The organism is Chryseobacterium sp. WX, from assembly GCF_029542485.1.
GTDB classification, from domain to species: domain Bacteria; phylum Bacteroidota; class Bacteroidia; order Flavobacteriales; family Weeksellaceae; genus Chryseobacterium; species Chryseobacterium cucumeris.
The window spans coordinates 1,362,041-1,385,696 of the sequence record NZ_CP120710.1; the positions used below are offsets into that span (position 1 = coordinate 1,362,041).

23 protein-coding genes are annotated in these 23,656 nt (G+C 36.1%); 10 read left to right on the forward strand and 13 right to left on the reverse strand.

Going from position 1 to position 23,656, the window contains the following annotated elements:
* The first annotated feature begins 5 nt into the window (after nt 1-5).
* A complete protein-coding gene (locus PZ898_RS06200; protein WP_277695050.1) occupies nt 6-1,808 on the forward strand; it encodes an AAA family ATPase in 1,803 nt (600 codons plus the stop codon).
* A gap of 292 nt (nt 1,809-2,100) precedes the next feature.
* Here PZ898_RS06200 and PZ898_RS06205 read toward each other — a convergent pair whose 3' ends face one another.
* The 3 genes from PZ898_RS06205 to PZ898_RS06215 form a co-directional block, all read right to left on the reverse strand.
* On the reverse strand, nt 2,101-2,862 hold the full coding sequence (locus PZ898_RS06205) for an MBL fold metallo-hydrolase (RefSeq protein ID WP_277695051.1): 762 nt from the start codon (nt 2,860-2,862) through the stop codon (nt 2,101-2,103).
* Between the two features lie 238 nt (nt 2,863-3,100).
* Nucleotides 3,101-3,643 (reverse strand): Crp/Fnr family transcriptional regulator, encoded by a 543-nt coding sequence (locus tag PZ898_RS06210; protein WP_120231613.1) that lies wholly within the window; start codon nt 3,641-3,643, stop codon nt 3,101-3,103.
* A 15-nt stretch (nt 3,644-3,658) separates the two neighbouring features.
* Entirely contained in the window at nt 3,659-5,644 is a 1,986-nt protein-coding gene (locus PZ898_RS06215) for a urocanate hydratase (RefSeq protein ID WP_277695052.1), read from the reverse strand.
* 260 nt (nt 5,645-5,904) lie between these two features.
* On the opposite strand from PZ898_RS06215, the gene PZ898_RS06220 reads away from it, so the two are divergent.
* A complete protein-coding gene (locus PZ898_RS06220; RefSeq protein WP_277695053.1) occupies nt 5,905-6,339 on the forward strand; it encodes an endonuclease domain-containing protein in 435 nt (144 codons plus the stop codon).
* A 118-nt stretch (nt 6,340-6,457) separates the two neighbouring features.
* Here PZ898_RS06220 and PZ898_RS06225 read toward each other — a convergent pair whose 3' ends face one another.
* From PZ898_RS06225 to PZ898_RS06240, 4 genes are all read right to left on the reverse strand, one after another.
* On the reverse strand, nt 6,458-6,751 hold the full coding sequence (locus PZ898_RS06225) for a hypothetical protein (RefSeq protein ID WP_062671877.1): 294 nt from the start codon (nt 6,749-6,751) through the stop codon (nt 6,458-6,460).
* A 49-nt stretch (nt 6,752-6,800) separates the two neighbouring features.
* Nucleotides 6,801-7,787, reverse strand: coding sequence for a D-glycerate dehydrogenase (locus PZ898_RS06230; RefSeq protein WP_277695054.1), 987 nt, complete (start codon nt 7,785-7,787; stop codon nt 6,801-6,803).
* Nucleotides 7,788-8,102: 315 nt separating this feature from the next.
* Nucleotides 8,103-8,753, reverse strand: coding sequence for a protein-L-isoaspartate(D-aspartate) O-methyltransferase (locus PZ898_RS06235; RefSeq protein WP_277695055.1), 651 nt, complete (start codon nt 8,751-8,753; stop codon nt 8,103-8,105).
* Nucleotides 8,754-8,854: 101 nt separating this feature from the next.
* Complete coding sequence (locus PZ898_RS06240; protein ID WP_123277748.1) at nt 8,855-9,502, reverse strand: hypothetical protein; 648 nt, start codon at nt 9,500-9,502, stop codon at nt 8,855-8,857.
* Nucleotides 9,503-9,636: 134 nt separating this feature from the next.
* On the opposite strand from PZ898_RS06240, the gene PZ898_RS06245 reads away from it, so the two are divergent.
* The 7 genes from PZ898_RS06245 (at nt 9,637) to PZ898_RS06275 (ending at nt 15,685) form a co-directional block, all read left to right on the forward strand.
* Nucleotides 9,637-10,599, forward strand: coding sequence for a Gfo/Idh/MocA family oxidoreductase (locus PZ898_RS06245; RefSeq protein WP_062671869.1), 963 nt, complete (start codon nt 9,637-9,639; stop codon nt 10,597-10,599).
* Nucleotide 10,600: 1 nt separating this feature from the next.
* On the forward strand, nt 10,601-11,335 hold the full coding sequence (locus PZ898_RS06250) for a hypothetical protein (protein ID WP_277695056.1): 735 nt from the start codon (nt 10,601-10,603) through the stop codon (nt 11,333-11,335).
* A 40-nt stretch (nt 11,336-11,375) separates the two neighbouring features.
* On the forward strand, nt 11,376-13,106 hold the full coding sequence (locus tag PZ898_RS06255) for a cellulase family glycosylhydrolase (RefSeq protein WP_062671865.1): 1,731 nt from the start codon (nt 11,376-11,378) through the stop codon (nt 13,104-13,106).
* Nucleotides 13,107-13,172: 66 nt separating this feature from the next.
* Nucleotides 13,173-14,051, forward strand: a complete 879-nt coding sequence (gene bla-A / locus PZ898_RS06260; RefSeq protein WP_277695057.1) for a CGA/CIA family class A beta-lactamase — start codon at nt 13,173-13,175, stop codon at nt 14,049-14,051.
* 31 nt (nt 14,052-14,082) lie between these two features.
* Nucleotides 14,083-14,493, forward strand: coding sequence for a hypothetical protein (locus PZ898_RS06265; protein ID WP_277695058.1), 411 nt, complete (start codon nt 14,083-14,085; stop codon nt 14,491-14,493).
* Nucleotides 14,494-14,503: 10 nt separating this feature from the next.
* A complete protein-coding gene (locus tag PZ898_RS06270) occupies nt 14,504-15,400 on the forward strand; it encodes a 3-hydroxybutyryl-CoA dehydrogenase (protein ID WP_170872097.1) in 897 nt (298 codons plus the stop codon).
* Between the two features lie 45 nt (nt 15,401-15,445).
* Nucleotides 15,446-15,685 carry a hypothetical protein gene (locus tag PZ898_RS06275; protein WP_002977986.1) on the forward strand — a complete coding sequence of 80 codons (240 nt, stop codon included), beginning with the start codon at nt 15,446-15,448 and terminating at the stop codon, nt 15,683-15,685.
* A 49-nt stretch (nt 15,686-15,734) separates the two neighbouring features.
* On the opposite strand, the gene PZ898_RS06280 is transcribed toward PZ898_RS06275, so the two are convergent.
* The 5 genes from PZ898_RS06280 to dnaN all read right to left on the reverse strand — a co-directional run bounded on the left by PZ898_RS06280 (nt 15,735) and on the right by dnaN (nt 22,262).
* Nucleotides 15,735-16,145 (reverse strand): META domain-containing protein, encoded by a 411-nt coding sequence (locus tag PZ898_RS06280; RefSeq protein ID WP_062671854.1) that lies wholly within the window; start codon nt 16,143-16,145, stop codon nt 15,735-15,737.
* A 490-nt stretch (nt 16,146-16,635) separates the two neighbouring features.
* On the reverse strand, nt 16,636-19,038 hold the full coding sequence (gene pheT, locus PZ898_RS06285) for a phenylalanine--tRNA ligase subunit beta (RefSeq protein WP_277695059.1): 2,403 nt from the start codon (nt 19,036-19,038) through the stop codon (nt 16,636-16,638).
* 205 nt (nt 19,039-19,243) lie between these two features.
* The gene (locus PZ898_RS06290; RefSeq protein WP_277695060.1) at nt 19,244-19,861 is read right to left on the reverse strand and encodes a DUF417 family protein; all 618 of its coding nucleotides are present in this window, start codon (nt 19,859-19,861) and stop codon (nt 19,244-19,246) included.
* 63 nt (nt 19,862-19,924) lie between these two features.
* Entirely contained in the window at nt 19,925-20,755 is an 831-nt protein-coding gene (locus tag PZ898_RS06295; RefSeq protein ID WP_277695061.1) for a helix-turn-helix domain-containing protein, read from the reverse strand.
* A gap of 376 nt (nt 20,756-21,131) precedes the next feature.
* On the reverse strand, nt 21,132-22,262 hold the full coding sequence (gene dnaN / locus PZ898_RS06300) for a DNA polymerase III subunit beta (protein WP_034699704.1): 1,131 nt from the start codon (nt 22,260-22,262) through the stop codon (nt 21,132-21,134).
* 183 nt (nt 22,263-22,445) lie between these two features.
* Between dnaN and PZ898_RS06305 the strand changes: the two genes are divergently transcribed.
* Entirely contained in the window at nt 22,446-22,802 is a 357-nt protein-coding gene (locus tag PZ898_RS06305) for a diacylglycerol kinase family protein (protein WP_277695062.1), read from the forward strand.
* A gap of 133 nt (nt 22,803-22,935) precedes the next feature.
* Here PZ898_RS06305 and PZ898_RS06310 read toward each other — a convergent pair whose 3' ends face one another.
* The gene (locus tag PZ898_RS06310; protein ID WP_277695063.1) at nt 22,936-23,394 is read right to left on the reverse strand and encodes a GyrI-like domain-containing protein; all 459 of its coding nucleotides are present in this window, start codon (nt 23,392-23,394) and stop codon (nt 22,936-22,938) included.
* Nucleotides 23,395-23,656: the final 262 nt, after the last annotated feature.

The window sequence follows — 23,656 nt, forward strand, 5'->3', positions numbered from 1 at the left end:
TATATATGAAACTATATTCATTAAAAATTTCAGGATATAAAAGACTTAAAGAAGTAAATGTAACTTTTGGAGATGCAACATTTCTTATTGGACAAAATAATTGTGGTAAAAGTTCAATTATAAAAGCAATAGATATCTTATTAACTGCAAAAAAACAATTAACAACAGCTGATTTTCATTCAATAATAGATGATGAGACTAATGAAGTAAAAGTTGATACAAATATAATTACACTTGAAGCTGAATTTAGAAATCTTCCTGATGAAGCAAAAACATGGAGAGGATTTAAAGGCAGAATTTTTAGTTATGAGAAATCAGAAGATTCTGAGGAAACAGGCTTATCTGTTATCTATAAAAAAACATATGAATTAGGTAAAGATGTCATTATTGAATTTAAATCAAAAGTTAGAAAGATAAAGGATATTTATTCTGATTGTAAAAAGCCTCAAGATTACATTGATAATGGTCTGTCCCAGGAAGCTATTGAAGAATATTTCCCTGATTTACAATCCAATATCGGAAAAGGTAAAGCTGCATTAGAAAAATTAGACTTAATTGATGAGATTTGGGATATTGCTGAAGAAGAAACTTGGTTTCAAAATCCAGGTGGAATTCCTGGAAATGTACTTAAGATGTTACCAAGGTTTTTATTAATTCCTGTTGATGTTGGATTACATGAAATTCAAGGTTCTGGCAACGGAGTTCTTAGTACTACACTTGGAGAACTATTTCAAACTGTTAGAGAAAATTCTGAACATTTTAAAAACGCTCAAGTTCACCTAAATAATCTCGCAAAGGAATTGGATCCACAAGATGACGAATCTGAATTTGGAAAAATGATGAATGAATTAAACATCGTCTTATCAACCGTTTTTCCAGATTCTAAATTATATGCCACTACAAGTTTAAGTGATCCATCAAGTCTCAAACCTGTCTTCAATGTTGAAATGTCAAGTAATATAAAAACTTCTGTTGATAATCAAGGTACTGGAATGATAAGAGCAGCTGTTTTTGGTATGTTAAGATATAGACAATCATGGTTATCAAAAAAAGAAGATGATCATGCTCGTTCACTAATAGTCTGTTTTGAAGAACCTGAAACATATTTGCATCCAAGCGCTGCAAACCAAATGAGAGAAGCAATTTACGAATTAAGTTCTAATACCTCACAAATAATCGCATCAACACACTCACCATATATCATTGATTTATCACGTAAACCGAAGCAAATATTGAATAGACTTTATAATTGTGGTAACCATGTTGAATGCAATACTTTTAATGTTACTGAAAAATTTAAAGAACTTCAAACAGCTGATAAAACTTATGTAAAAATGATAATGAAAGTTGATAACTACGTATCAAGAATATTCTTTACTAAAAATGTAATAATTGTTGAGGGGGATACAGAAGATATCTTAATACGCGAAACGTTAAAACTTTTAGATAAAGCTAAATACTTTAAAATTTTATCTGACTTTGAAATTATTAAAGCTCGCGGAAAAGCCGCTATAATTGGCTTAATAAAATATTTAACTTCAATGGGAATAAAACCAATAGTAGTACATGATTTAGACTTAGCAGAACCAAATGCAGCAAAATATAATCAACCAATTGCAGACGCTCTAAATGGAAATGGAAGAATTGTTGTAATGGCAAATAGTGTTGAAGAAGAATTAGGCTATGAAGCTAATTCTGAAAAGCCATACAAAGCGTATAAAAAAACGTTGGAATGGGATAATAATTGGGATAATTTACCACTTAATTGGAAAACAAAGATGTCAGAAATTTTTGGTGAATACATCTAAATAAGTCTATCATTTTATTTTCAAATTATAAACTCAAATTCAGATATGGAGGGGTGAAATCCTAATAATATCATCAATAGCGTCGGGCTTTAGCCCGATATAAAAAAGAAAAATACAAAAGGCTTTAGCCAAAACTTAATTTTAAATTTCGGCTAAAGCCAATTCATATTATGCATAAAGAAAACGGACTTCCTTCAACTATGCTCAGGATAATAGCCCGTTCCTATTGATATTGAGATTCTTCATTCCATTGCATTTCACTCAGAATGACAGTTTTCCTTACAAATATTAGTTAAGATTCTACCAGCATTGCACCATCTTTTAAAATCAAATACTCCTGTCCTACTTCCTCAGAAATGTTTTTTAAATCCTGATCATCAAAAACCTGAGGGATATAGCATTTCTCATGGGCAAACAATCCGTAATGGATAGGCACCAGCTTTTTAGCATGCAGAAGATGAGCTGCAGCAAAGGCTTCTTTCAAATTTAGGGAAGCGGGAACAGGGCTATATTCTAATCCAATGATCTCAAAATTGACTACTACTCCGTTTACGGGTAAGAAAGCGTAATCGATATTGGGGTTTTCTTTTCCAAGCTTCCAGAACTGGTTGTGCCAGATGGTATCTCCTCCGTGAAAGATTTTAGTATCACCATCATCTACAATCCACGAAGACTGTATTTCTCCCACACCATCCATCGCAAATACCGGTTTGAAGGTGATATTGTTTTCTGTGAAGGTTTCATCAAGATCAAGAACGATCATTTCAACATCAGGTACAAGTTTTCTTACAATAGGCTCCAGTCCTGCGTAGATGATCAGTTTTCCGTCTTTCTTTAAGCATTTCCGGATCACTCCTTTATCAAAATGATCAAGGTGCATATGCGTAAACAGGATATAATCTGCCTGTACATGGTCTGAAAATTCTATGAGATTTTCTACAGCATCTCCCAAAACGGGTTTGTAATAAGAGAAATCTTCTACAGCATCTATTAAGATGGTTTTGTTATGTGAAGTGAGTTTTACACCTGCCCAGTTTAATTTTTGTATTTCCATATTCTTTTTTCAGCAAAGGAAGAAACTTACGGAAGGCCAGTCAATAAACAAAAGATAATAAATGAGGGCGTTTTTAAGGTTGGAAGATGGAGGATGGAAGTTGATTCTTTCTCTACAGTTTCTATTGCCTTTTCTTTGAATTAACAGTAAGGATTTTATAAACGTTCTATGTTAAAAAAACTCAGCAATATGATATAGTCTTAGTAACTTCTTTTATTATCTTCAAATTTCCAGCATCTTACAAAATTCTTTTTCTGATTCTGCTTAAAGAGATAGGTGTAATCCCGATATAAGAAGCCAGGTATTTCAGAGGAATATTTTGAATATAATGGGGTTTGTTCTTCAACAGATATTCATAAAGATCCTGTGGAGTGTTTTTCAGCAGGAGCATTTCCCTTTTCATTGCAGCGTTGAGCTTTCTGCTCAGATAATAGTTCTGTACGAAACGGCAGTGCGGATTGACAGCAAACAGTTTTTTCACCTCATCCAGGGTGATTTCCCAGGCCAGTCCTTTGTTGATGGACTCATAAACGGCATCAGAGCTTTTTTCTTCCACAGTAAAAATATCGCCGGGAAAGTAGAATTCTGCACAGATCTCGGTATCGATATCTGAGGTACTGTTGATGTAGTATTTACGGACAAGCCCATCTTCTACAAGATAGGCTTTGTTGTCAGTAAATATATTTTTCTTTGAAAATTCAACCTCAGCAAACTTCTCCCATACAGGATCACTATCCTCTACGTTCAGGTGTGAAAACAATTTTTTGTTGATGGTTGCCAATGTTGAATTTTTATATTACAATAAGTTTTCGTCTACAAGGTTCGGAAGTGTTACTTTTAAGTTTGGTTCTGCTTCCATCGCTCTTTTAATGGCAAAAACAGCGCCTTCATTTCTTGCCCAGCTTCTTCTTGAGATTCCGTTGTTTACATCCCAGAAAAGCATGGATTTTAATCTTCTGTCGGCATCATCACTTCCGTCAAGGAGCATTCCGAAACCTCCGTTGATCACTTCTCCCCAGCCTACTCCACCACCATTGTGAATGGAAACCCAGGTAGCTCCACGGAAACTGTCCCCAATCACGTTGTGAATGGCCATATCTGCTGTAAATCTTGATCCGTCATAGATATTGGAAGTCTCTCTGTAAGGAGAATCTGTTCCTGAAACATCATGATGATCTCTACCCAATACAACGGGTCCTATTTCCCCATTTTTAATGGCTTTGTTGAAAGCTTCAGCAATTTTCATTCTTCCTTCTGCGTCTGCATAAAGGATTCTTGCCTGAGAACCTACTACCAGTTTATTTTCCTGCGCTCCCTTGATCCATTGGATATTGTCTTTCATCTGCTGCTGGATTTCTTCAGGAGAGTTCTTAACCATTTCCTCTAATACTGCACAGGCAATATCATCTGTCTTCTGAAGATCTTCCGGATTTCCACTGGAACATACCCAACGGAACGGCCCAAAACCATAATCAAAACACATAGGTCCCATGATATCCTGTACATAACTCGGATATTTGAATTCTCTTCCTAATGTCGGATTTTCTGCCATTACATCAGCTCCGGCTCTGGAAGCTTCCAACAAAAAGGCATTTCCGTAATCAAAGAAATAAGTTCCTTTTTCTGTATGTTTATTGATGGCCGCAGCGTGTCTTCTCAACGTTTCCTGAACTTTTTCTTTGAACAACTCAGGGTTTTCAGCCATCATGGTATTGGATTCTTCAAAACTTTGTCCTACAGGATAATAACCACCCGCCCATGGATTGTGAAGGGAAGTCTGATCTGATCCGATATCGATTCTTAAATCTTCCTGATCAAATTTCTCCCAAACCTCTACAATATTTCCAAGGTAAGCCAAAGACACTGTTTCTTTGTTCGCCTGTGCTTCTCTTACTCTTTTTACCAATGCATCAAGATCTTCATGAATCTCATTTACCCATTTCTGATCGTGACGGATTTTCGTGATCTTAGGATTCACTTCTGCACATACAGTAACGCAACCAGCAATGTTCCCTGCTTTGGGCTGAGCTCCACTCATTCCTCCTAATCCTGAAGTAACGAAAAGTCCTCCTTTTGGTTCTTTCTTGATTTTTCTGAAAGCATTTAACACGGTAATCGTCGTTCCGTGAACAATCCCCTGAGGGCCAATATACATATAACTTCCTGCCGTCATTTGCCCATACTGAGTAACACCTAATGCATTGAATTTCTCCCAATCATCCGGTTTGGAATAGTTCGGGATCATCATACCATTCGTTACAACCACTCTTGGTGCATCTTTGTGAGATGGGAATAATCCCATCGGATGTCCTGAATACATCACCAGAGTTTGTTCATTACTCATTTCAGACAGATATTTCATGGTCAGCAGATACTGTGCCCAGTTGGAGAAAACTGCTCCGTTTCCACCATACGTAATCAGTTCGTGTGGATGCTGTGCTACTGCATAATCCAGGTTATTCTGAATCATCAGCATGATCGCTTTCGCCTGCTCAGATTTTCCGGGATAGTCTGTGATAGGCCTTGCCTTCATTTCATAATCCGGACGGAAACGGTACATATAAATCCTTCCGTAATCTTCAATTTCCTGCTTGAATTCAGGAATCAGTTCTGCATGAAACTTAGGTTCGAAATAACGTAAAGCATTCTTCAATGCCAGTTTTTTCTCTTCTTCCCCTAAAATTTCTTTACGCTTCGGAGCATGGTTGATATTGGTCTCGTATGGTTTGGGTTGCGGCAGCTGATTAGGAATCCCCTGCTGTATCTGTTCTTGAAATGTCATATTGCTATTTAAAGGTCTATGTTTTTAAACAATGTTTGAAGTTTTAAAGATATTCAAAATAGGAAATATAGGCAAGAGGGAAGTAAAGAATGGTTTAAGGTTTAAGGTTTAAGGTTTAAGCAAAATTATGAAAACTGTAAATCGACTATCATTTAATATTAAATACTATATTTGAATAAACACACCTCAATTCCCCTCCTTTGGAGGGGTGGATTTCAAAGTTAACAACTTTGGAAGACGGGGTGGTCAAAAACACAACAATGAAAGAAATTCTTACCGTCATCAACGGAATTCCTATCCGCAGGAATTTCGTTGAGAACCTGCCCTACAATCCCTATTTAAAAGCATTATTAAAAGAAAAACGTAAAGCCCGGATTTTGGGAGAAGTGATCTTCTGGAAAAAAGTCCGTGCAAAAAAATTCTATACCATTGATTTTGACAGACAAAGGATTATCGGAAATTATATCGTTGATTTTTATGTAAAAACGCTTGGCCTCATTATAGAAATAGACGGTTCAAGCCATGATGAAAAACAGATTTATGACGGGATAAGAGAAGAATATCTTGAATCTTTGGGGTTGTTGGTTTTCAGGATTAGTGATTTTGATGTGAGGAATAATCTGAGTCTGGTGATGAAGGAGTTGGAGGATTTTATTGTGCTGCATTACGGAACCACCCCGTCTTCAAAAATTTAAAGAATTTTCGAATCCACCCCTCCGAGGGAGGGGAATTGCCCTTACCCATATTAGTCGTTATTCAGCATAAAAAAACCTTACTGAAATTCAATAAGGCTGGTTTTTGTATCGTTAAAATTTAAGTTAAAACATCATCGTTTTCTTCTTCATGGTCATCTTCATTATCACTGAGACTCCAGTAGTTGTTTTCTTCATCTTCCTCTCCTATTTCTTCCATTTCATCATCATCCTCAGCTCCAGGGATATCTAAGCCTTTATCAATTTTATCTTCATCAAAGTCTTCATCCAGAATAGGATTTCCGTCGCCATCGAGCGAAATATGTTTTTCTCTCTTAAATATATCTTCATTAGGGCTATAATCCATCTGTTCTAACCTCTTGTTTTGCTCATTAATATTTTTCTCTGGTGCCATAGTATTTAAGATTTTAGGTTTATATCATCAGAACAAAAATAATTCCAAGTTATGATGATTGATGAGAATAAACGTCAGGATTTGCACAATTCGGCATTTTTTCATTTTTTGAAAAAGCGATAATATTTCCTGCAGCCAGTTTGGCCATTCCATTTCGGGCTTCTAAAGTCGCAGAACCGATATGCGGCAGAATACAGACACTTGAAAGTCCCAGAATAGGATCATCTGCAGACATTGGTTCCGGATTGGTAACATCCAGACCTGCTCCCCAGATTTTTTTGTCAACGAGTGCCTGATACAGATCTTTTTGATTGTGAAAACCTCCTCTGGCTGTATTGATGAAAATCGAGTCTGGCTTCATTTGTTCAAATATTGAATAATTAAACAATTCTTTCTGTTCAGGGGTAAAATTAGCATGTACACTCAATACATCTGAGTTTCTGATCAATTCTTCAAAAGAAACATAAGCTGCCCCCAGCTCTTTTTCTGCTTCTTCATTCTCATGACGGTTGTGGTAAATGATGTTCATACCAAAAGCCTTTTTTGATTTCTCAGCCATTTCATACCCGATTCGGCCCAATCCAAAAATCCCCAGTGTTTTTCCATATAATTCCTGGCCCAGGGCGTGTAGAGGATCAAATGTTCCCCAGTTATCATCTTTTACTTTCTGAAAATTATAGCTTGCTCTTCTGGCAACAGACTGCATCAGTAAAAAAGCAACATCTGAAGTAGCTCTGCTCAAAACATCAGGAGTATTCCCTATCGGAATATTTCTTTGCGTAGCTTCTTTAATGTCAACGTGATCAAATCCTACAGAATATAAGGCAATGGCTTTGACATTCGGGCAGGCATCAAAAAAATTCTTATCATATTTGAAATCTCCGCCCACACTGAGTATGGTGTCAGTGTTTTTACAGTAATGAATCCATTCTTCGTAAGAAAGGGTTTCCTTTTCCGGAAATATAAGTTCCAGACCGGCCTCATTCAGCATTTCAATTCCTGTTTCGGGAATTCTTTTATTGATAAAAACTTTCATTGTACTGTTGTTTAATGATTTTAAATAAAAAAACCTCACTCTCAAAAAGTAAGGTTATTGAACTTTAATATTAAAAAAATTATTTCTTTTCATCTGAATGTTTAATTCAAAATCTATGTATATTCTGTGATCGTGATTGTATACTGAGGGTTTTAATTCCATCAATTTTCATTCCGAAACGGAGTTAAAAGATTTTAAATTTTGATTAAATCCAAATGATTTTTTTTGAAAAAACGAATAAAAGTGAGCTTCTACTGATAAGATGTTTCTCACAAAGAACTGGTGTTTGAGACCACTAAGTCTACCAAATCTATTCTACTGATTTGTATTTCCAAGCATCGGAACAAATTTATAAGCTCCAAATTCTTCTTTTTCAAATTCTGTTGGACCTATTTTTGTAAATCGGTATAAAACCTGCTCATCCGTTGGACCTAATGGAATCACCATTATTCCTCCGACATTCAGTTGTTTTAAAAGCTCTGTGGGTAATGTAGAAGCGCCACATGTAACGATAATTTTATCAAAAGGAGCAAAAGTAGGAAGTCCTGCAAAACCATCCCCAAAGCTTTGGAATTTTGGAAACAGATGAAGTTCCCTGAGTTTCTTTTTGGAAAAATCAAACAGGTCTTTCTGTCTTTCCACCGTATAGACATGAGCTTTCATCGCCATTAACACTGCGGTCTGGTATCCGCATCCTGTTCCAATTTCCAACACTTTTTCACCCGGTTTTACCTTCAGTAATTCAGACTGTTCCGCTACCGTGGAAGGATGGGAAATGGTCTGATGAGCCAGAATAGGAAATGCTCTGTCTTCATAGGCAAAATCTTCAAAAATACTTTCGATAAAAAGGTGTCTCGGAACTTCACTCATCGCCGAAAGTACATTTTCATCCGAAATACCAATTCTGTTTCGAAGGTAATCTACTAAAATCTTTCTTTTTCCTTTATGTACAAACGAATCCTGCATTTGACAAAAGTAAGAAATTAGAAATTAGATTTCAGAAATTGAAGCAAAGAATTATCCACAAAAATAAAGCAATCATTTTTTGATTGCTTGGTTTTTATTTCTTAATTCCACTTTATCGGATAAGGTCCGTAAAAATCACTAAAAGTATTATCAGCACATCTTTTTCTCACAAAAAAGTTATAATTCACTGTTTTACTTAATCCTACATAAATAGCTTTTTGACCTGCAAACACCAAATCTCCACTTGCGGGAGGAGCAGAACTTGTTGTCAAAACCGTTTCATATGCAGAAACCCCATCATTTTCCCAGGATACTGTAGCATCAAAAATAGAAGAATTCGCAGAAGAGGTTGTTTTTGAATAGGTTGCATACTCTGGCTTTACACAGGTAGTTGTAGTGCCAGCCAATACGGTAACAGGTCCTGCCCAATGGCTGCGCCCATTAGCTGTTCCACAATTTTTTCTCACATAAAGGTCATATTTATTATCTTTATAGAGAGGAAGATTATAAAAATACTTGTTGGTGACCACTGTAGTTCCCTTTCCCAAAGTGAACCCCTGCTCCCCATACTGTATTTCAAAATATCCTTCTCCCTGGCTGATAAAGCTCCAGGAAAGCTTGTTATTTCCTTTTTCAAATATCAGATTTGTTGGTGTTCCGCATTGAGCCTGCGGATCATATGGACTATCTCCTATACATCCTGCAGTACATAATCCAGAAATGATTACAATCGAAATTATTCTCTTCATAGCTATTTTTCTGACCGTGAATTTAGTATAATTTCTTTAATGAATGAAGACGTTCATTCCTGACTATCACCAAGTGAAAAGTCATGTATTTTATAAATGTACATTCACTATCTTTACAAAAATTTAATACAGCTATGTTAAAAGCAGGTTTGGTAGGTGCCGGACACTTGGGAAAAATACATTTAAAACTTCTTAATCAGTCAGATAGATATGAATTTGTAGGTTTCCATGATAAAGATATTGAAAACGGGAAGAAATTAGAAGCCGAATTCGGATATAAATATTTTGAAAATTTTGATGAATTGCTTGAGCAGATTGACATGCTTGATATTGTCACTCCAACTGTTTATCATTATGATTATGCTTTAAAAGCTATTAAAAAAGGTCTTCATTTCTTTATTGAAAAGCCGGTAACCCAAACTCTTGAGCAGGCAGAAGAAATTCTTCGTTTGTGCCAGGAAAAAGGAATCAAAGCACAGGTAGGACACGTTGAGAGATACAACCCAGCGTTTATTGCTACCAAGGAATATATCAGTACTCCGATGTTTATTGAAATCCACAGGCTGGCAGAGTTTAATCCCCGTGGTACAGATGTTTCTGTGGTATTGGATCTTATGATTCACGATCTTGATATCTTATTAAGCATTGCGAAATCCAAAGTGAAAAATATCCACGCAAGTGGTGTTTGTGTAGTCAGCAAAACTCCGGATATTGCCAACGCAAGAATAGAGTTCGAGAACGGATGTGTGGCCAACCTTACGACTTCCAGAATTTCTATGAAGGCAATGAGAAAGAGCAGATTCTTCCAGAAAGATGCTTATATTTCCGTTGACTTCCTTGAGAAAAAGGCTGAAGTGATCAGAATGAAAGATGCTCCTGAAAACCCTACTCCATTTGATATGATCATTGAAAATGCAGAGGGAGAAAAGAACCAGATTCTGTTTGAATATCCGAATATCCAGCCTAACAATGCTATTCTGGACGAATTAAATTCTTTCGCTGATGCGATTACTGGCGACAAAAATGTAGAAGTTTCTCTTGAAGATGGAACTGAAGCATTGAAAGTGGCTTTAGAGATTATGAAACTGATCAGTTAACATGAAAATAAAGTCTGCACTATTTTTGGCAGCAATCACAATGCTATCTTGTCATCAGAAAAAAAATGGTTACGAGATAGATTGTGATGATCAAAAAAAGCAGGCACAAAATGATTTCAATTATAAAAATTATATCTGGACCAATTTCTCTGGCTTAGGCTATGATTATCTGGGTGAAAAGGAATTTATAGAGCTTCTGAATCAGAATCATATAAAAACACAGCAAATTCCCATATCTTGTGTAAGGTTTCCGAATGATCAGTATGAAAACTGCCGGGAAATCGAGATGAACAGACTTATTTTAAAAAGATTCGGAAAGAAATTTATAGACTCATTGCGCTTTACCGCAAAGCAACTGTTTATAAAAAATCATCCCGATGAAATATTTTCATATGAAGAATGTGATGATATTTCGCGCTATCCTAACTCTACCGCAGACAATCAGTTTGAAAAACTACAAACTGATTATCTAAAAAAATTTCCTACTCCCCAAGGATATAAATCAAAAAAGGAAAAGTTTTATTCCTACACTTCAGCTTCTTTTATTATTACTAAAAACGGAAAAATTAAGGATTTATCAGTAAAAAGTGAATTTCAAAACAAAAAAAACAATATATTTGAAAAACAATTCAATAAACAATTGAAAGATTTTGTTTTACACACGCAATGGATTCCTGGCAGAATAAATGGTCTGAATGTAGATTCTTACTATGATGCCACCATTCATTATGACTAATTTCTAAAAAATTCCTATTATTTAAATCATTGAAACTACTATGAAAAGAGCCATTCTATTATCCGCACTTTTATTGTCTCAATTTGGGACATCACAATTACTGAAGACTTCAGGACAAAAAATCGTTAATGATAAAGGTGAAAATATTCAATTGAAAGGCCTTGGGCTCGGCGGTTGGATGCTACAGGAAGGATATATGCTGAAAACTGCTGATTTTGCAGGCCCTCAGTATAAGATTAAGGAGAAAATTGCAGAATTGATTGGTGAAGACGGAATGAATGAGTTCTACAAAGCTTACCTGAAAAATGGAATCACAAAGCAGGATATCGACTTTTTAGCCAAAGCAGGATTCAATTCTATAAGGTTGCCGATGCATTACAACCTTTACACCCTTCCTATTGAAAAAGAACCTGCAAAAGGAAAAGATACATGGCTGGATGAAGGTTTTAGAATGACTGACGACCTTCTTCAATGGTGCACCGATAATAAAATATACCTTATTCTGGATCTTCATGCTGCACCGGGAGGTCAGGGAAATGATGCGAACATCTCTGATAATGACAAATCCAAGCCTTCACTTTGGGCTAATGAAGAAAACCAGAGAAAAACGATTGCGCTTTGGAAAAAACTAGCTGAGCGGTATAAAGATAATCCATGGATTGGAGGGTATGACCTGATTAACGAACCCAATATCAATTTCACCGGGAAAAACCCGAATGGCACAGATGAAATGTCTAACGCTCCACTTTGGAAGCTTCAGAAAGACATCACTGCAGCTATTAGAGAAGTTGATAAAAAACATATTATTTTTATTGAAGGAAACGGATGGGGAAACAATTATAACGGGCTTCCTGCGATCTGGGATAATAATATGGCCTTCAGTTTTCATAAATACTGGAATTACAATGATGATCAAACCATTCAATTCGCGCTGGATCTCAGAGAGAAACACAATATGCCAATATGGCTTGGGGAAACTGGTGAGAATTCCAATGTATGGTTTACCGAGCTGATTCAGCTTTTGGGCAAGCATAATATAGGATACGCCTTCTGGCCGATGAAAAAGATTGATAATATCGCGGGAATTACCAATGTAAAAATCACGCCTGAATATGAAAAGCTGTTGGATTACTGGAAAAACGGAGGTGAAAAGCCTTCTAAAGAATATGCCAAAAAAGCTTTACTACAGATTGCCGACAATTATAAACTGAACAATACGGAAATTAAAAGAGATGTAATTGATGCGATGTTCAGACAGATTACAGATGCTTCTACAAAACCTTTCAGAAATCACCAGGCTCCGGGAAGAATATTTGCTTCAGAATATGATTTGGGAAGAATGGGGGCTGCGTATCTGGATAAGGATTTTATTAATCTCTGGGTAAGTGATCCGGCTAAAAGATCGGAATGGAACTCCGGACAGCAGATGAGAAATGACGGGGTAGATATATATAAATGTAATGATAAAGTTACCAATCAGTATTATGTAGGAAAAACAGAAACCGGAGAATGGCTTCAGTACACAGTTCAGTCCAAAGGAGACAAAAGTTATTCGATGGATATCAGATATTCTGCGGCCAACGATTCTAAAATAAGAATTGAAACGGCTTCAGGAAAAGTTTTAGCTACAGTATCATTGGCATCGACAGGTGGAAATGAAAACTGGAAAACGGTATCAGCAAAAAACATCAGCCTTCAGAAAGGGGAAAACAAGATCAGAATTGTCTTTGAAAATGATGGTGTTAATCTGAATTATTTTGAATTAAAATAGTAATAATTGTCTTAAATTGCAGCTCTCTTCCGGTCTTCAGAAGAGGGCTTTTTTAATGATCATATTATGAAAAAAACAGCATTCTTTTTTCTTCTGATTTCAGCATTTACCTTTGCCCAGACTTCTTTATTAGAACAGAAAATAAACTCAATCCTTAAGAACAAAAAAGCTACTGTGGCCGTTTCTGTCCTAGGTTTTGAAAATGGTTTTACATACAATAAAAACGCAGACAAAAAGCTGCCAATGCAAAGTGTATTCAAGTTTCACATTGCCGCAACGGTTCTGAATGCCATAGACCAGGGAAAGCTTTCTCTGGATCAGAAAATCAAACTGGATCAGTCAAATTTACTAGAGAATACGTGGTCGCCGCTTCGTGATCAATATGCAGGAAAAGATGTTGAAGTTCCGTTAAGTGAAGTGATTGAATATACCGTTGCCAAAAGTGATAATAACGGCTGTGATATTCTTCTCAGATTATTGGGAGGAACTCAGACTGTTCAAAAATTCATGGATTCCAAAGGAGTAAAAGGTTTTCAGATCAAATATAATGAAGAGGATATGCATAAAGACTGGAATGTTCAATATGAAAATTACAGCACGACAAAATCAGCAGTCGATGTCCTTAAAAAATTCTATGACGGGAAAATACTTTCCAAAAAATCTACAGATTATCTGATGAAAGTACTATGGTCTACTTCCACAGGATTGAATAAAATGGTGGAACAACTTCCCAAAAACACTCCCGTGGCAAGAAAAACGGGAGCTTCCGGGAAAAATAAAGCAGGTTTGACAGGTGCGGAAAATGAAATAGGAATCATTACTTTACCGAATGGAAAACATTATGCATTAGCCGTATTTGTCAGTAATTCAACGGAAACGGATGCAGTCAACTGCAGGATGATTTCAGATATTTCCAGGGAGGTTTGGGAATATTTTAATAAGTAAAATTTTAAGCTTATTTTTAAAGCGATTTAACATGAAAAAAATAATAATACCAACGGCTCTGTTTGCTTTCACGCTCTTTTACGCACAGAAGAATCAGAATTATTTAGAGATCAGCTACGGAAGTGTATGCTGTGGCCCTGCCTCTGATAAGCCTGTGATGAGCTTTCTGAAAGAATTTAAGAACAAAAGCCAGATCAAAAGCCTGGAAGTCCTGATCCAAAAAGGGATGGGAAGAGAAGGCGAATATACATTGTATGTTGGCACCGATTTTCTTACAAAGAATCAGAAAAAACGATTGATAAGAGGTTTAACGGCTACTGTTTCCAATCAGAATAACAGTAAAAAAAGCCAGAGTGTAGGAAATGTTACCTTTGACTCTACAGCTGTTGTCACACAATCGGATCTTACAGACGCAAAAAATTTAACTATCTATAAAAAATAAAGGAAAAATGATTAAAAACATTGTAGTTATCGGAGCGGGAACCATGGGGAATGGTATTGCACATACTTTCGCACAAAGCGGTTTTAAAGTAAATCTTGTAGATGTATCCCAGGAAGCTTTGGACAGAGGTTTAAAAACCATTACTACGAATCTTGACAGAATCATTGCAAAAGGAAACCTTACAGAGGAGCAAAAAGCTGAAACTTTAGGTAACATCACTACTTTTACAGCATTGAATGATGCTGCAGGTTCTGCAGATCTTATTGTAGAGGCAGCTACAGAAAACCTGGATCTTAAATTAAAGATCTTTGGTCAGATGGATGAACTGGCTCCTGCCAACTGTATCCTTGCAACTAATACTTCTTCTATTTCTATCACAAAAATTGCTGCGGCTACCAAAAGAGCTGATAAAGTAATCGGAATGCACTTTATGAATCCGGTTCCTATCATGAAACTGGTAGAAATTATCAAGGGATACTCTACTTCCAAAGAGACTTTTGATGCCATTTATGAAATGAGTAAAACTTTGGGTAAAGTTCCTGTAGAGGTAAATGATTATCCAGGTTTTGTGGCCAACAGAATTCTAATGCCAATGATCAATGAGTCTATCGAAACCCTTTATAACGGAGTGGCTGGTGTAGAAGAAATTGATACGGTAATGAAACTGGGAATGGCTCATCCAATGGGTCCGCTTCAGCTGGCAGACTTTATTGGTCTTGATGTATGCCTTGCTATTCTGAACGTTATGTATGACGGTTTCAAAAATCCTAAGTACGCTCCGAACCCACTGCTTGTGAATATGGTGACAGCCGGAAAACTGGGTGTAAAATCAGGAGAAGGGTTCTACGATTATTCTGAAAGCAAAAAAGCTGAAAAAGTTTCAAAAATGTTTTTGAAGTCATCTTAAATCAATAATTTTAATTATCTTTGAGAAAGTTAAAACATTAAAAAAATGAAATTACCAAAGTTTTTATTAGCAGATAATTCGGAATTTCCAGAGGATCTATTCGTGGTTCATACAGAATATCCAAGATTTATCTTAAACGTTGAGGAAGAAGAAGTTGAGTGGTTAGATGATCTTGAAGGTGATGATGAAGAAACGATGGCAGACGAGGCTACTAAAGTAGTAGAAGCAGCATTCAAATGGTGCGATGAAGAGTTGGCTAAGTACGACGAAGAAGAGGAAGATTAATAACACTCTAAACATAAAAAAGGAACTCAATTGAGTTCCTTTTGTTTTTTTATTCTGATTTAGTGAATTTTAATAGCAAAAGATTGTCTTTGTACAATTCTAAAGTATTTCCGGAAACCACATATTTGTTAGCTTTTCCCATCATATCCATAAAGTTCTGCTCTACTCCGATGTTGCTGCACATCATTTTCGTAGATCCCATCTGTCCCGCTGCAAAACTTCCTGTAGACGGATCTATTGTAGCTGTTCCGAAATAGTTGTTACATCCTGCATTTCCAGTGATCTTTTCTCCTTCAATATTTAATGTCGGAACTTTACCTTTTACCGTTTCAGCCAGTGTCCATTTTGTGCTGGCAAGAGCAGGCTGAGCTTTTCCTACTTTAGATGCAGACGGGCTTGTCATGGATCCACATGAAGCCAATACTGCCGCTGTACATATACTTAAAAAAAGATTTTTCATTTTTTTCTTTTTGAATTAACCCAAATTTACGGAAATTATATTATTTAAACGGGTTGCCGTGAATTTTATTATTCTTTAACATTTGATATTTTGAATATTTTTCAGAATTATTTTTATGCTCTTGATGATCAAAAAAGGATTGAAAACCTTAATACATAAGAACTTCATGTGCACTAAAGTTGTAACATTGCCTTTATCATTCCGGAGAAATCTCTATTACAATTAGCTTATAAAGAGTTCTGAGACTCCTACGGAGTGACAAAGGCTGTGGATAGAGTGTTTTTATACAAAATTTCCATTTTAAACACGAATAACACTAATATTTTCACTAATATCACTAATGCAATTCAATAGGAACGGGCTTTAGCCCGTTTTTCTATTCACAAAAATTCATTTGGCTTTAGCCCAAGCCTAACAACAACGCAATAAAACAAAAAAACGGACTTAAACAAGTCCGTTTCTATTATGTTGAAATATGTATTTTCAATGATTAAGATCTCAACTCAGCGTTGAATTCTTTCTGGAAAGCTTTGATCAGAGAATCCATTACCTCTGTAATCTCTTTTTCTTCCAGTGTTTTTTCTTCGTTTAACAGTTCGAAGCTCATTGCATAAGACTTCTTACCTTCAGGAAGATTTTTACCTTCATACACATCGAACAGATTAATGTTTTTAATGAATGGAGATTTGTTCTTCTTAGCCGTCTGATATAGATCCTGATAGTTTACCGTTTTATCAATCAATAAAGCTAAGTCTCTTCTGATTTTGTTGAACTTCGGAATATCTTTGAATTTCAATTCATTTTTAGAACGCAATTCCTGAGCTAATTCCAATTCAATTTCTGCATAGAAACATTCCTGATCAATATCAAAGTCTTTCAATAAAGCAGGCGCTACTTTTCCGATTCTTACCAATGCTTTACCATCCGCTTCATATACCAATGCATCAGAGAATCTGTCATCAGTTAGAGCTACTTCTTTGTAATCTAAAGCCAATCTTTCCAATAAAACTTTTACATACGCTTTAAGGTTATAGAAGCTTACCGCAGATTTTGGCTGAAGCCAGTTTTCTGCAACATCTCTTCCGGAAACAAGTAATGCCAGTTGTTTTCTTTCTTCGTATTTATCTTTTTTGTGATAAATTTTTCCTAATTCGAAGAACTTGATATCCTGATTTTTTCTGTTGATGTTATATACTGTATTCTGAAGAAGTCCTTCCAATAAAGACTTTCTCATGAATGCCAGATCACCGCTTAAAGGGTTCAATAGTTTTACAGCATCTGTTTCGTCTTTTACAGAAGTTAAAGAGTTGTTCATTACTTCATTGAAACCAAGGCCTTGTAAAGTTCTTGCCCAGCTGTTTTCCAGTTCGTCCTGATCGTTAGCGCTTAGCTTAACAGGAGTAAACGAAATCTTCTGTGGAGCATCAATTTTATTGTATCCATAGATTCTTAAAATCTCTTCAATCACGTCAATTTCTCTTGTTACATCTGCTCTGTACGCAGGAACGGAGATTTCGAAACCGTTTGGAATTTCATTTAAAACCTGAATTTCCAATGCTTTTAAGATTTCCTTTACTTTTTCTCTGTGGATTTTTGTTCCTAAAATTTGCTCAATTTTAGAGAATCTAAGGATCACATAATTGTCCTCTATTTTCTTAGGATATTCTTCCAATAAGTCTCCTACCAATTTACCTTCAGCAATTTCCTGAATCATTTTAATAGCGTGAGTAATGGCTGTTCTGGTAAGATTCGGGTCTACTCCTCTCTCAAATCTGAAAGAAGCATCTGTATTCAAACTATGCGCTTTTGCTCCTTTTCTCACTGCAATCGGGTTGAAGTAAGCACTTTCAAGGAATATTGTTTTTGTAGTATCAGATACTCCTGAGTTTTCACCACCGAATACTCCGGCAATACACATCGGCTTATCTTTACCGTCTTTGATCATGATTTCAGAACCATTTAATGTTCTTTCAACACCATCTAAAGTCGTGAATTTCGTTCCCGGTTTTACTACACCTACTTTCACTTTTTTATCTGCAATTTTATCTGCATCAAACGCGTGAAGCGGCTGTCCGTATCCATGAAGAATATAGTTGGTAATATCTACAACGTTATTAATCGGGCTTAATCCGATCGCTCTTAGTCTGTCTTTCAACCAGGACGGTGATTCTGCTACCTTTACGTCTTCAATCACAGCACCGATATATCTTGGACACAATTCTGCATCTTCAATTTCCAGTTTGAAATCATGAGTTCCTTCGCTATTCAAAACTTCAGAAGCTACTTTATTAAATTGTGACTTCAATTGGTTCGTAGAAAGATAAGCGTGTAAATCTCTTGCAACACCATAGTGAGACATGGCATCTGTTCTGTTCGGTGTTAAACCGATTTCAAAAACCTCATCATTGGTCAACTCAAAATAGTCTGCAAAGTTTTTCCCTACTTCATATTTTGTTTCATCCAGCACCATAATTCCTCCATGATCTTCGCTAAGGCCTAGTTCGTCTTCTGCACAGATCATTCCCTGAGAAACCTCTCCTCTGATTTTTGCTTCTTTAATTTCAAAAAAGTTTCCGGTCTTGTCATAGATTTTTGTTCCAACAACGGCTACAGGAACAGTCTGTCCTGCTTCAACATTCGGAGCTCCGCAAACAATGTTCAACACTTTTCCGTTTCCTACCTCTACTGTTGTCTTCTTCAGTTTGTCAGCATTAGGATGTTTTTCGCAGGTAAGTACTTTACCTACAACAATTCCTTCCAGGCTGCCTCTTACACTTTCAAATTTATCTATCCCTTCAACCTCAAGACCTATATCTGTAAGGAATTCACCGATTCTTTCAGTTTTTGATTCCGTTTTTACAAAGTCCTTCAGCCAGTTGTTTGATATTTTCATTTGTTAATCTATCTACTTATTTAATTCGTCAGATGTGTCCTATGGTTTCATCTGCTCTATTTTGAAACTTTTATTTGAAATCCCACCATTTTCATGGATGATTTTTCGAGCTACAAATGTCGTGTTTTTTTGAGAAATAGAGAAATTTAGAAGCGATTTTAAGATAATAAATTTTCGTTAATCTTTGTGCTGCTGATTCATGAAACTATTGGTCCAATGGTCTCACCAGCTTCTTCAGGCTATCAGAAAATAATACCAACCCTCCGGCCATCATGATAATATCCTTCAATACGAGACGTCCTGCTCCTGACAGATAGGGAAAACCATACTGGGGAGTTGCATAATCTCCCCCCAGATTCGGTACATATACTTCAGGAGTGGTGACCAGAAATGACAGGGTAACCAATGACATTAAAAATGTTAAAGCACCTCCAATTGTTCCAATTTTAGGAAACCAAATCCCCAGTAATACCATAACTCCTATTACAACGATCATTGTCCCTAAACCGTGGGAAAAGGCATATGTTCCGTTTTCCTGATGCCAGTTAATATTTTTCTGAACCACTTTTCCTTCAGGATTTTTATACAAAGTGTATTCTGCAACCCGTTTTTTATCTTCCTTAATAACTTTATGGTCTGCATTTTTGTAGAAAAAACTCATCAAAGGGCTGTTGGCAACGAAAGGAACAATTCCATCTGCTTCATAATGAAAGGCTTTCAAGCCTCCAATCCAAGCCATAACGATGAAAATTGAGATTCTAAGAAAATTGAAAAAGTACGTATCCCATTGTAATAATTGGTGATAAAGTCTGCTGTTTTTCATGTGATTTATTTTTTACCAAAGGTATTCACATGCACAGAGCGCCAACATAGACATTTCGGGACATTACATGGACATTTTTGCCACCACAGAAATTCCTACTTTTTCTCTGTAATTTTTAGGTGAGCAGCCAACGGATTTTTTAAAGTACCTGCTGAAATAAAATTCATCAGCAAATCCTAACTCTGAAGCAATTTCCTTGACAGACCGATAGGTTAAATGAAGCAGTTTCTTAGATTCAAGAATGATTCTCTCATTGATAAGCTGTGTGGGTGTTTTGGCAAATTCTTTTTTTACCGCTTTGCTTAATGTACTATTGGTAATGTTCAGTTTATCGCTGTAAAATGACAGTTCTTTTTCTGTTTTAAAATATGTTTCCAGCAGTTTCTGAAATTCTGCAGCATTTTTATTGGGAAGCTTTTCATTAGAAATTATGCTGTTTTCAATACTGCTTTTCTGTTTGCTTCCGATAGCAAGAATGAGCTGAATATAGGTCTTGATAATGGATTCAGAAAACGGATGCTTTTCACTTTCTTCTTTTTTGATATGATTAAAAAGCTCAAGAATATAATTGAAGTTTTCTTCTGACAGCTCAACCCCGGGATTCAGATAAATATTATTGAAAAGAAGCCCGTTGCAGGCCACTTCTTCTTTATGATATTCTATACAGTAATAATCTCCATGAAAGAAAAGCACATGGATGTTTTCCTCCGATTCAGAAACCAATTTCATCTTCTGATAAGGGGAAAGAAACAAAATATTGTGTCCGCCGTAAGAATAATTAATATCATCCACAGAGAAAACACCCGAACCTTTCCATAGAAACACGCTGTAATTTTCAGTTGTGAACTCTGCAGAAAAATCTGAGGTTTGGTAAGACTGTATTTTTATTTCCATGATGAGTTGATTTAAACACTAATGACGCTAATGATTCGCAAATAACACTATTTAATATTCTTTTAAATACGTCTTTCTCTTATTATACTTTTGCCTTGAAGCAAAAGTATACAAAAGTTCAAGACGGGAATCATCCGCTAAAAATTTGAATGTACTCCTAAAATTTCCAAACTCGCATGGATCATCTGGTTCTTCTTCGGTTCAATAGTATATCCCATGCTCAGACAATGGAAATTTTTTGGCGGATTACATTTAAATTTTCTTAACGCTCCTGATTCCTAAGTCGATTAGACCCTATTTACAACTATAAGTCAGAGACCAGACTACAAAAAAAAGCCGGAAAATTCCGGCTTTTTATTTGTATACTAAATCAATATTACAATCCGATTACCGGCATTGATAACATTAAGATATTTTCATTTTCTTCAAGACCATCAAGAGGTTCAATGATTCCTGGTCTGTTTGGCTGAGACATTTTCATGGTAATATCATCAGATCCTAAAATCGTAAGCATTTCAGTTAAGAATTTGGAACTGAATCCGATATTGATATCTTCTCCGTTGTAGTCGCAAGGAATCTGCATGTCTGCTTTGTTAGCATATTCAGTATCTTCTGCATGAAGGTGAAGAATATTTCCGGAAAGCTTGAATCTTACCTGGTTGGTAGATTTGTTAGACATGATAGACGCTCTTTTGATTGCTCCCAGCAACAGGTTTCTGTTGATGGTCAATACATTTGGATTTTCTTTTGGAATTACCGCTGTATAGTTCGGATATTTACCATCAATCAGTCTACAGATCCAGATATGCTTACCAAAAGTAAATTTAGCCATATTCTCATTGAAGTCGATGGTAACGTCTTCATTGGAACTTGCCAGGATATTTTTGAAAATGTTAAGAGGCTTTTTAGGCATGATAAACTCCATCGGCTCAGCATTCATCAGGTCTGCTCTTTTGTACACCACCAATCTGTGGGAGTCTGTAGAAACGAAATTGGTTTCATTTTCTCCAAACTGGAAAAGCACTCCTGTCATTACCGGACGAAGAGAGTCGTTACTTGTAGCAAATAGTGTGTTTGTCAACGCTTCAGACAAAACTCCTGCCGGCATTGTTACACTTTGGGAAGCGTCGAATTCCGGTAATTCAGGATAGTCATCAGCATTGTCTAATGCTACTGCGAAATTATCTTTTTCATCTAAAATCTCAAGCTGGCTTCCGGTACCTTCGGCATTGTCTTTTACAACAAATGTCAGAGGCTGTTCACCATATGTCTTGATAAAATCCTGAAAAATTTTAGCAGGAACAGCAAATTTACCTGTATCATCAGACTTTACTTCCAGGGAAGTAACAAGAGTTGTCTCGCCGTCAGATGCTGTAATGGTAACATTATTTCCGTCTAATTCAAAAAGATAGTTTTCTAAAATCGGTCTCGATTGAGAGCTTGATATTACGCCACTTACAGTTTGCAAAGCCTTCTGCAGTTCACCACTTGAAATAATAAATTTCATAGATTTATAAAATAAGTTTCTACAAATATAATAAATACATACAACAAAGAAAAGAATAATATGGAGGAGTTTTTAACAAAGATCCTTAATTTGTTTTGAGCCTTGACATTATGCATATATTTCTTCGAAGAATCATTTTTTATCAAAATACAAAGGCTATCTTTGTCTGAAAAGTTCAGAATTATGGAAAAACCTCCTATTCATAAAAGTTTTCTCAATGCTTTCCGGGGTGTTTTTATGATGATTAAAACAGAAAGAAATTTCCAGATTGAACTCATCGCATTTTTTGTCAATCTCTTCCTTATTTTTTATTTCAACCTGAGCAGCACAGACACCGCTTTGGTTCTTATTGCCTCATTCGCTGTTTTAAGTGCTGAAATTTTTAATACCGCTATTGAAAAGATCTGTGATATCATTCAACCTGATTTCGACAAAAGAATTGGCTTTATTAAGGACATTGCTGCCGGAGCTGTATTGTTGACAGCTATTGCAGCGGTGATTGTCGGAGTCTTGGTGTATGGGAAATATATTTTCAGTTAAAATTGGGGAATTGTTGACAAATATTGTTTGACCACCCCGTCAAAAATTCTTTGAATTTTTGACACCCCTCCGAAGGAGGGGAATATCACGTCTTCAGTTCAAAGGTTGTGAAGGCAGGTTTTTTCACTTTTTGTTATTTTACAGCGATGTAAATATCTACTTCGGCATCTGAAGGATTTTGTGCTTTTTCTCCATACACTTCAAAATCGGCGGTAAATGTTCTGTTCAAACCCATTTCCCAGATTTTTATCCATTCGTTGATAACCAACCCTTTTGAAAGGTCTCCTTTTGGGACAAATTTCAGATATTCTCCACCATCAAAAGAATAGCCAACCATTCCTTCCGGGATGTTATCAAGGTTTTCGACTTTACATCCGAGAACCGTTGTATAAGGTTTTGTATGGTCTTTTTCGTAATCTGTATAGATGGAATAAATGGTATTGTCTATTTTATTTGGAATTGAATTGACAATATTCTCGCTGATCATTTTCTCCCATAATACCGGAATATCTTTTCCTGCCTGTCCATTTTCATTGGTTGTTCTTACAGAGATCCCGATCACCTTAAAAGGTTCTATTTTTACGTTATTCATTTATTGATTTTTTGTTAGCACAAAGATAAAAACAGGTTGTGACAAGGGTATGTCAGCAGTTTTTTTAAGTTTGGGCTGAAGCCAGTGAATTTATTTTTATAGGATAAGTGGGCTAAAGCCCACTTCTATTGAATATTAAATTGGTCATATTAGCGAAATCTTCGAGAGAACATTCAAGCTTAGATTTCTTGCTTTGCCCGGAATGACAAAGAGACCGTTGGAATTTCATAGGAGATAGTGAGATTGCTTCGCGTTGCTTGCA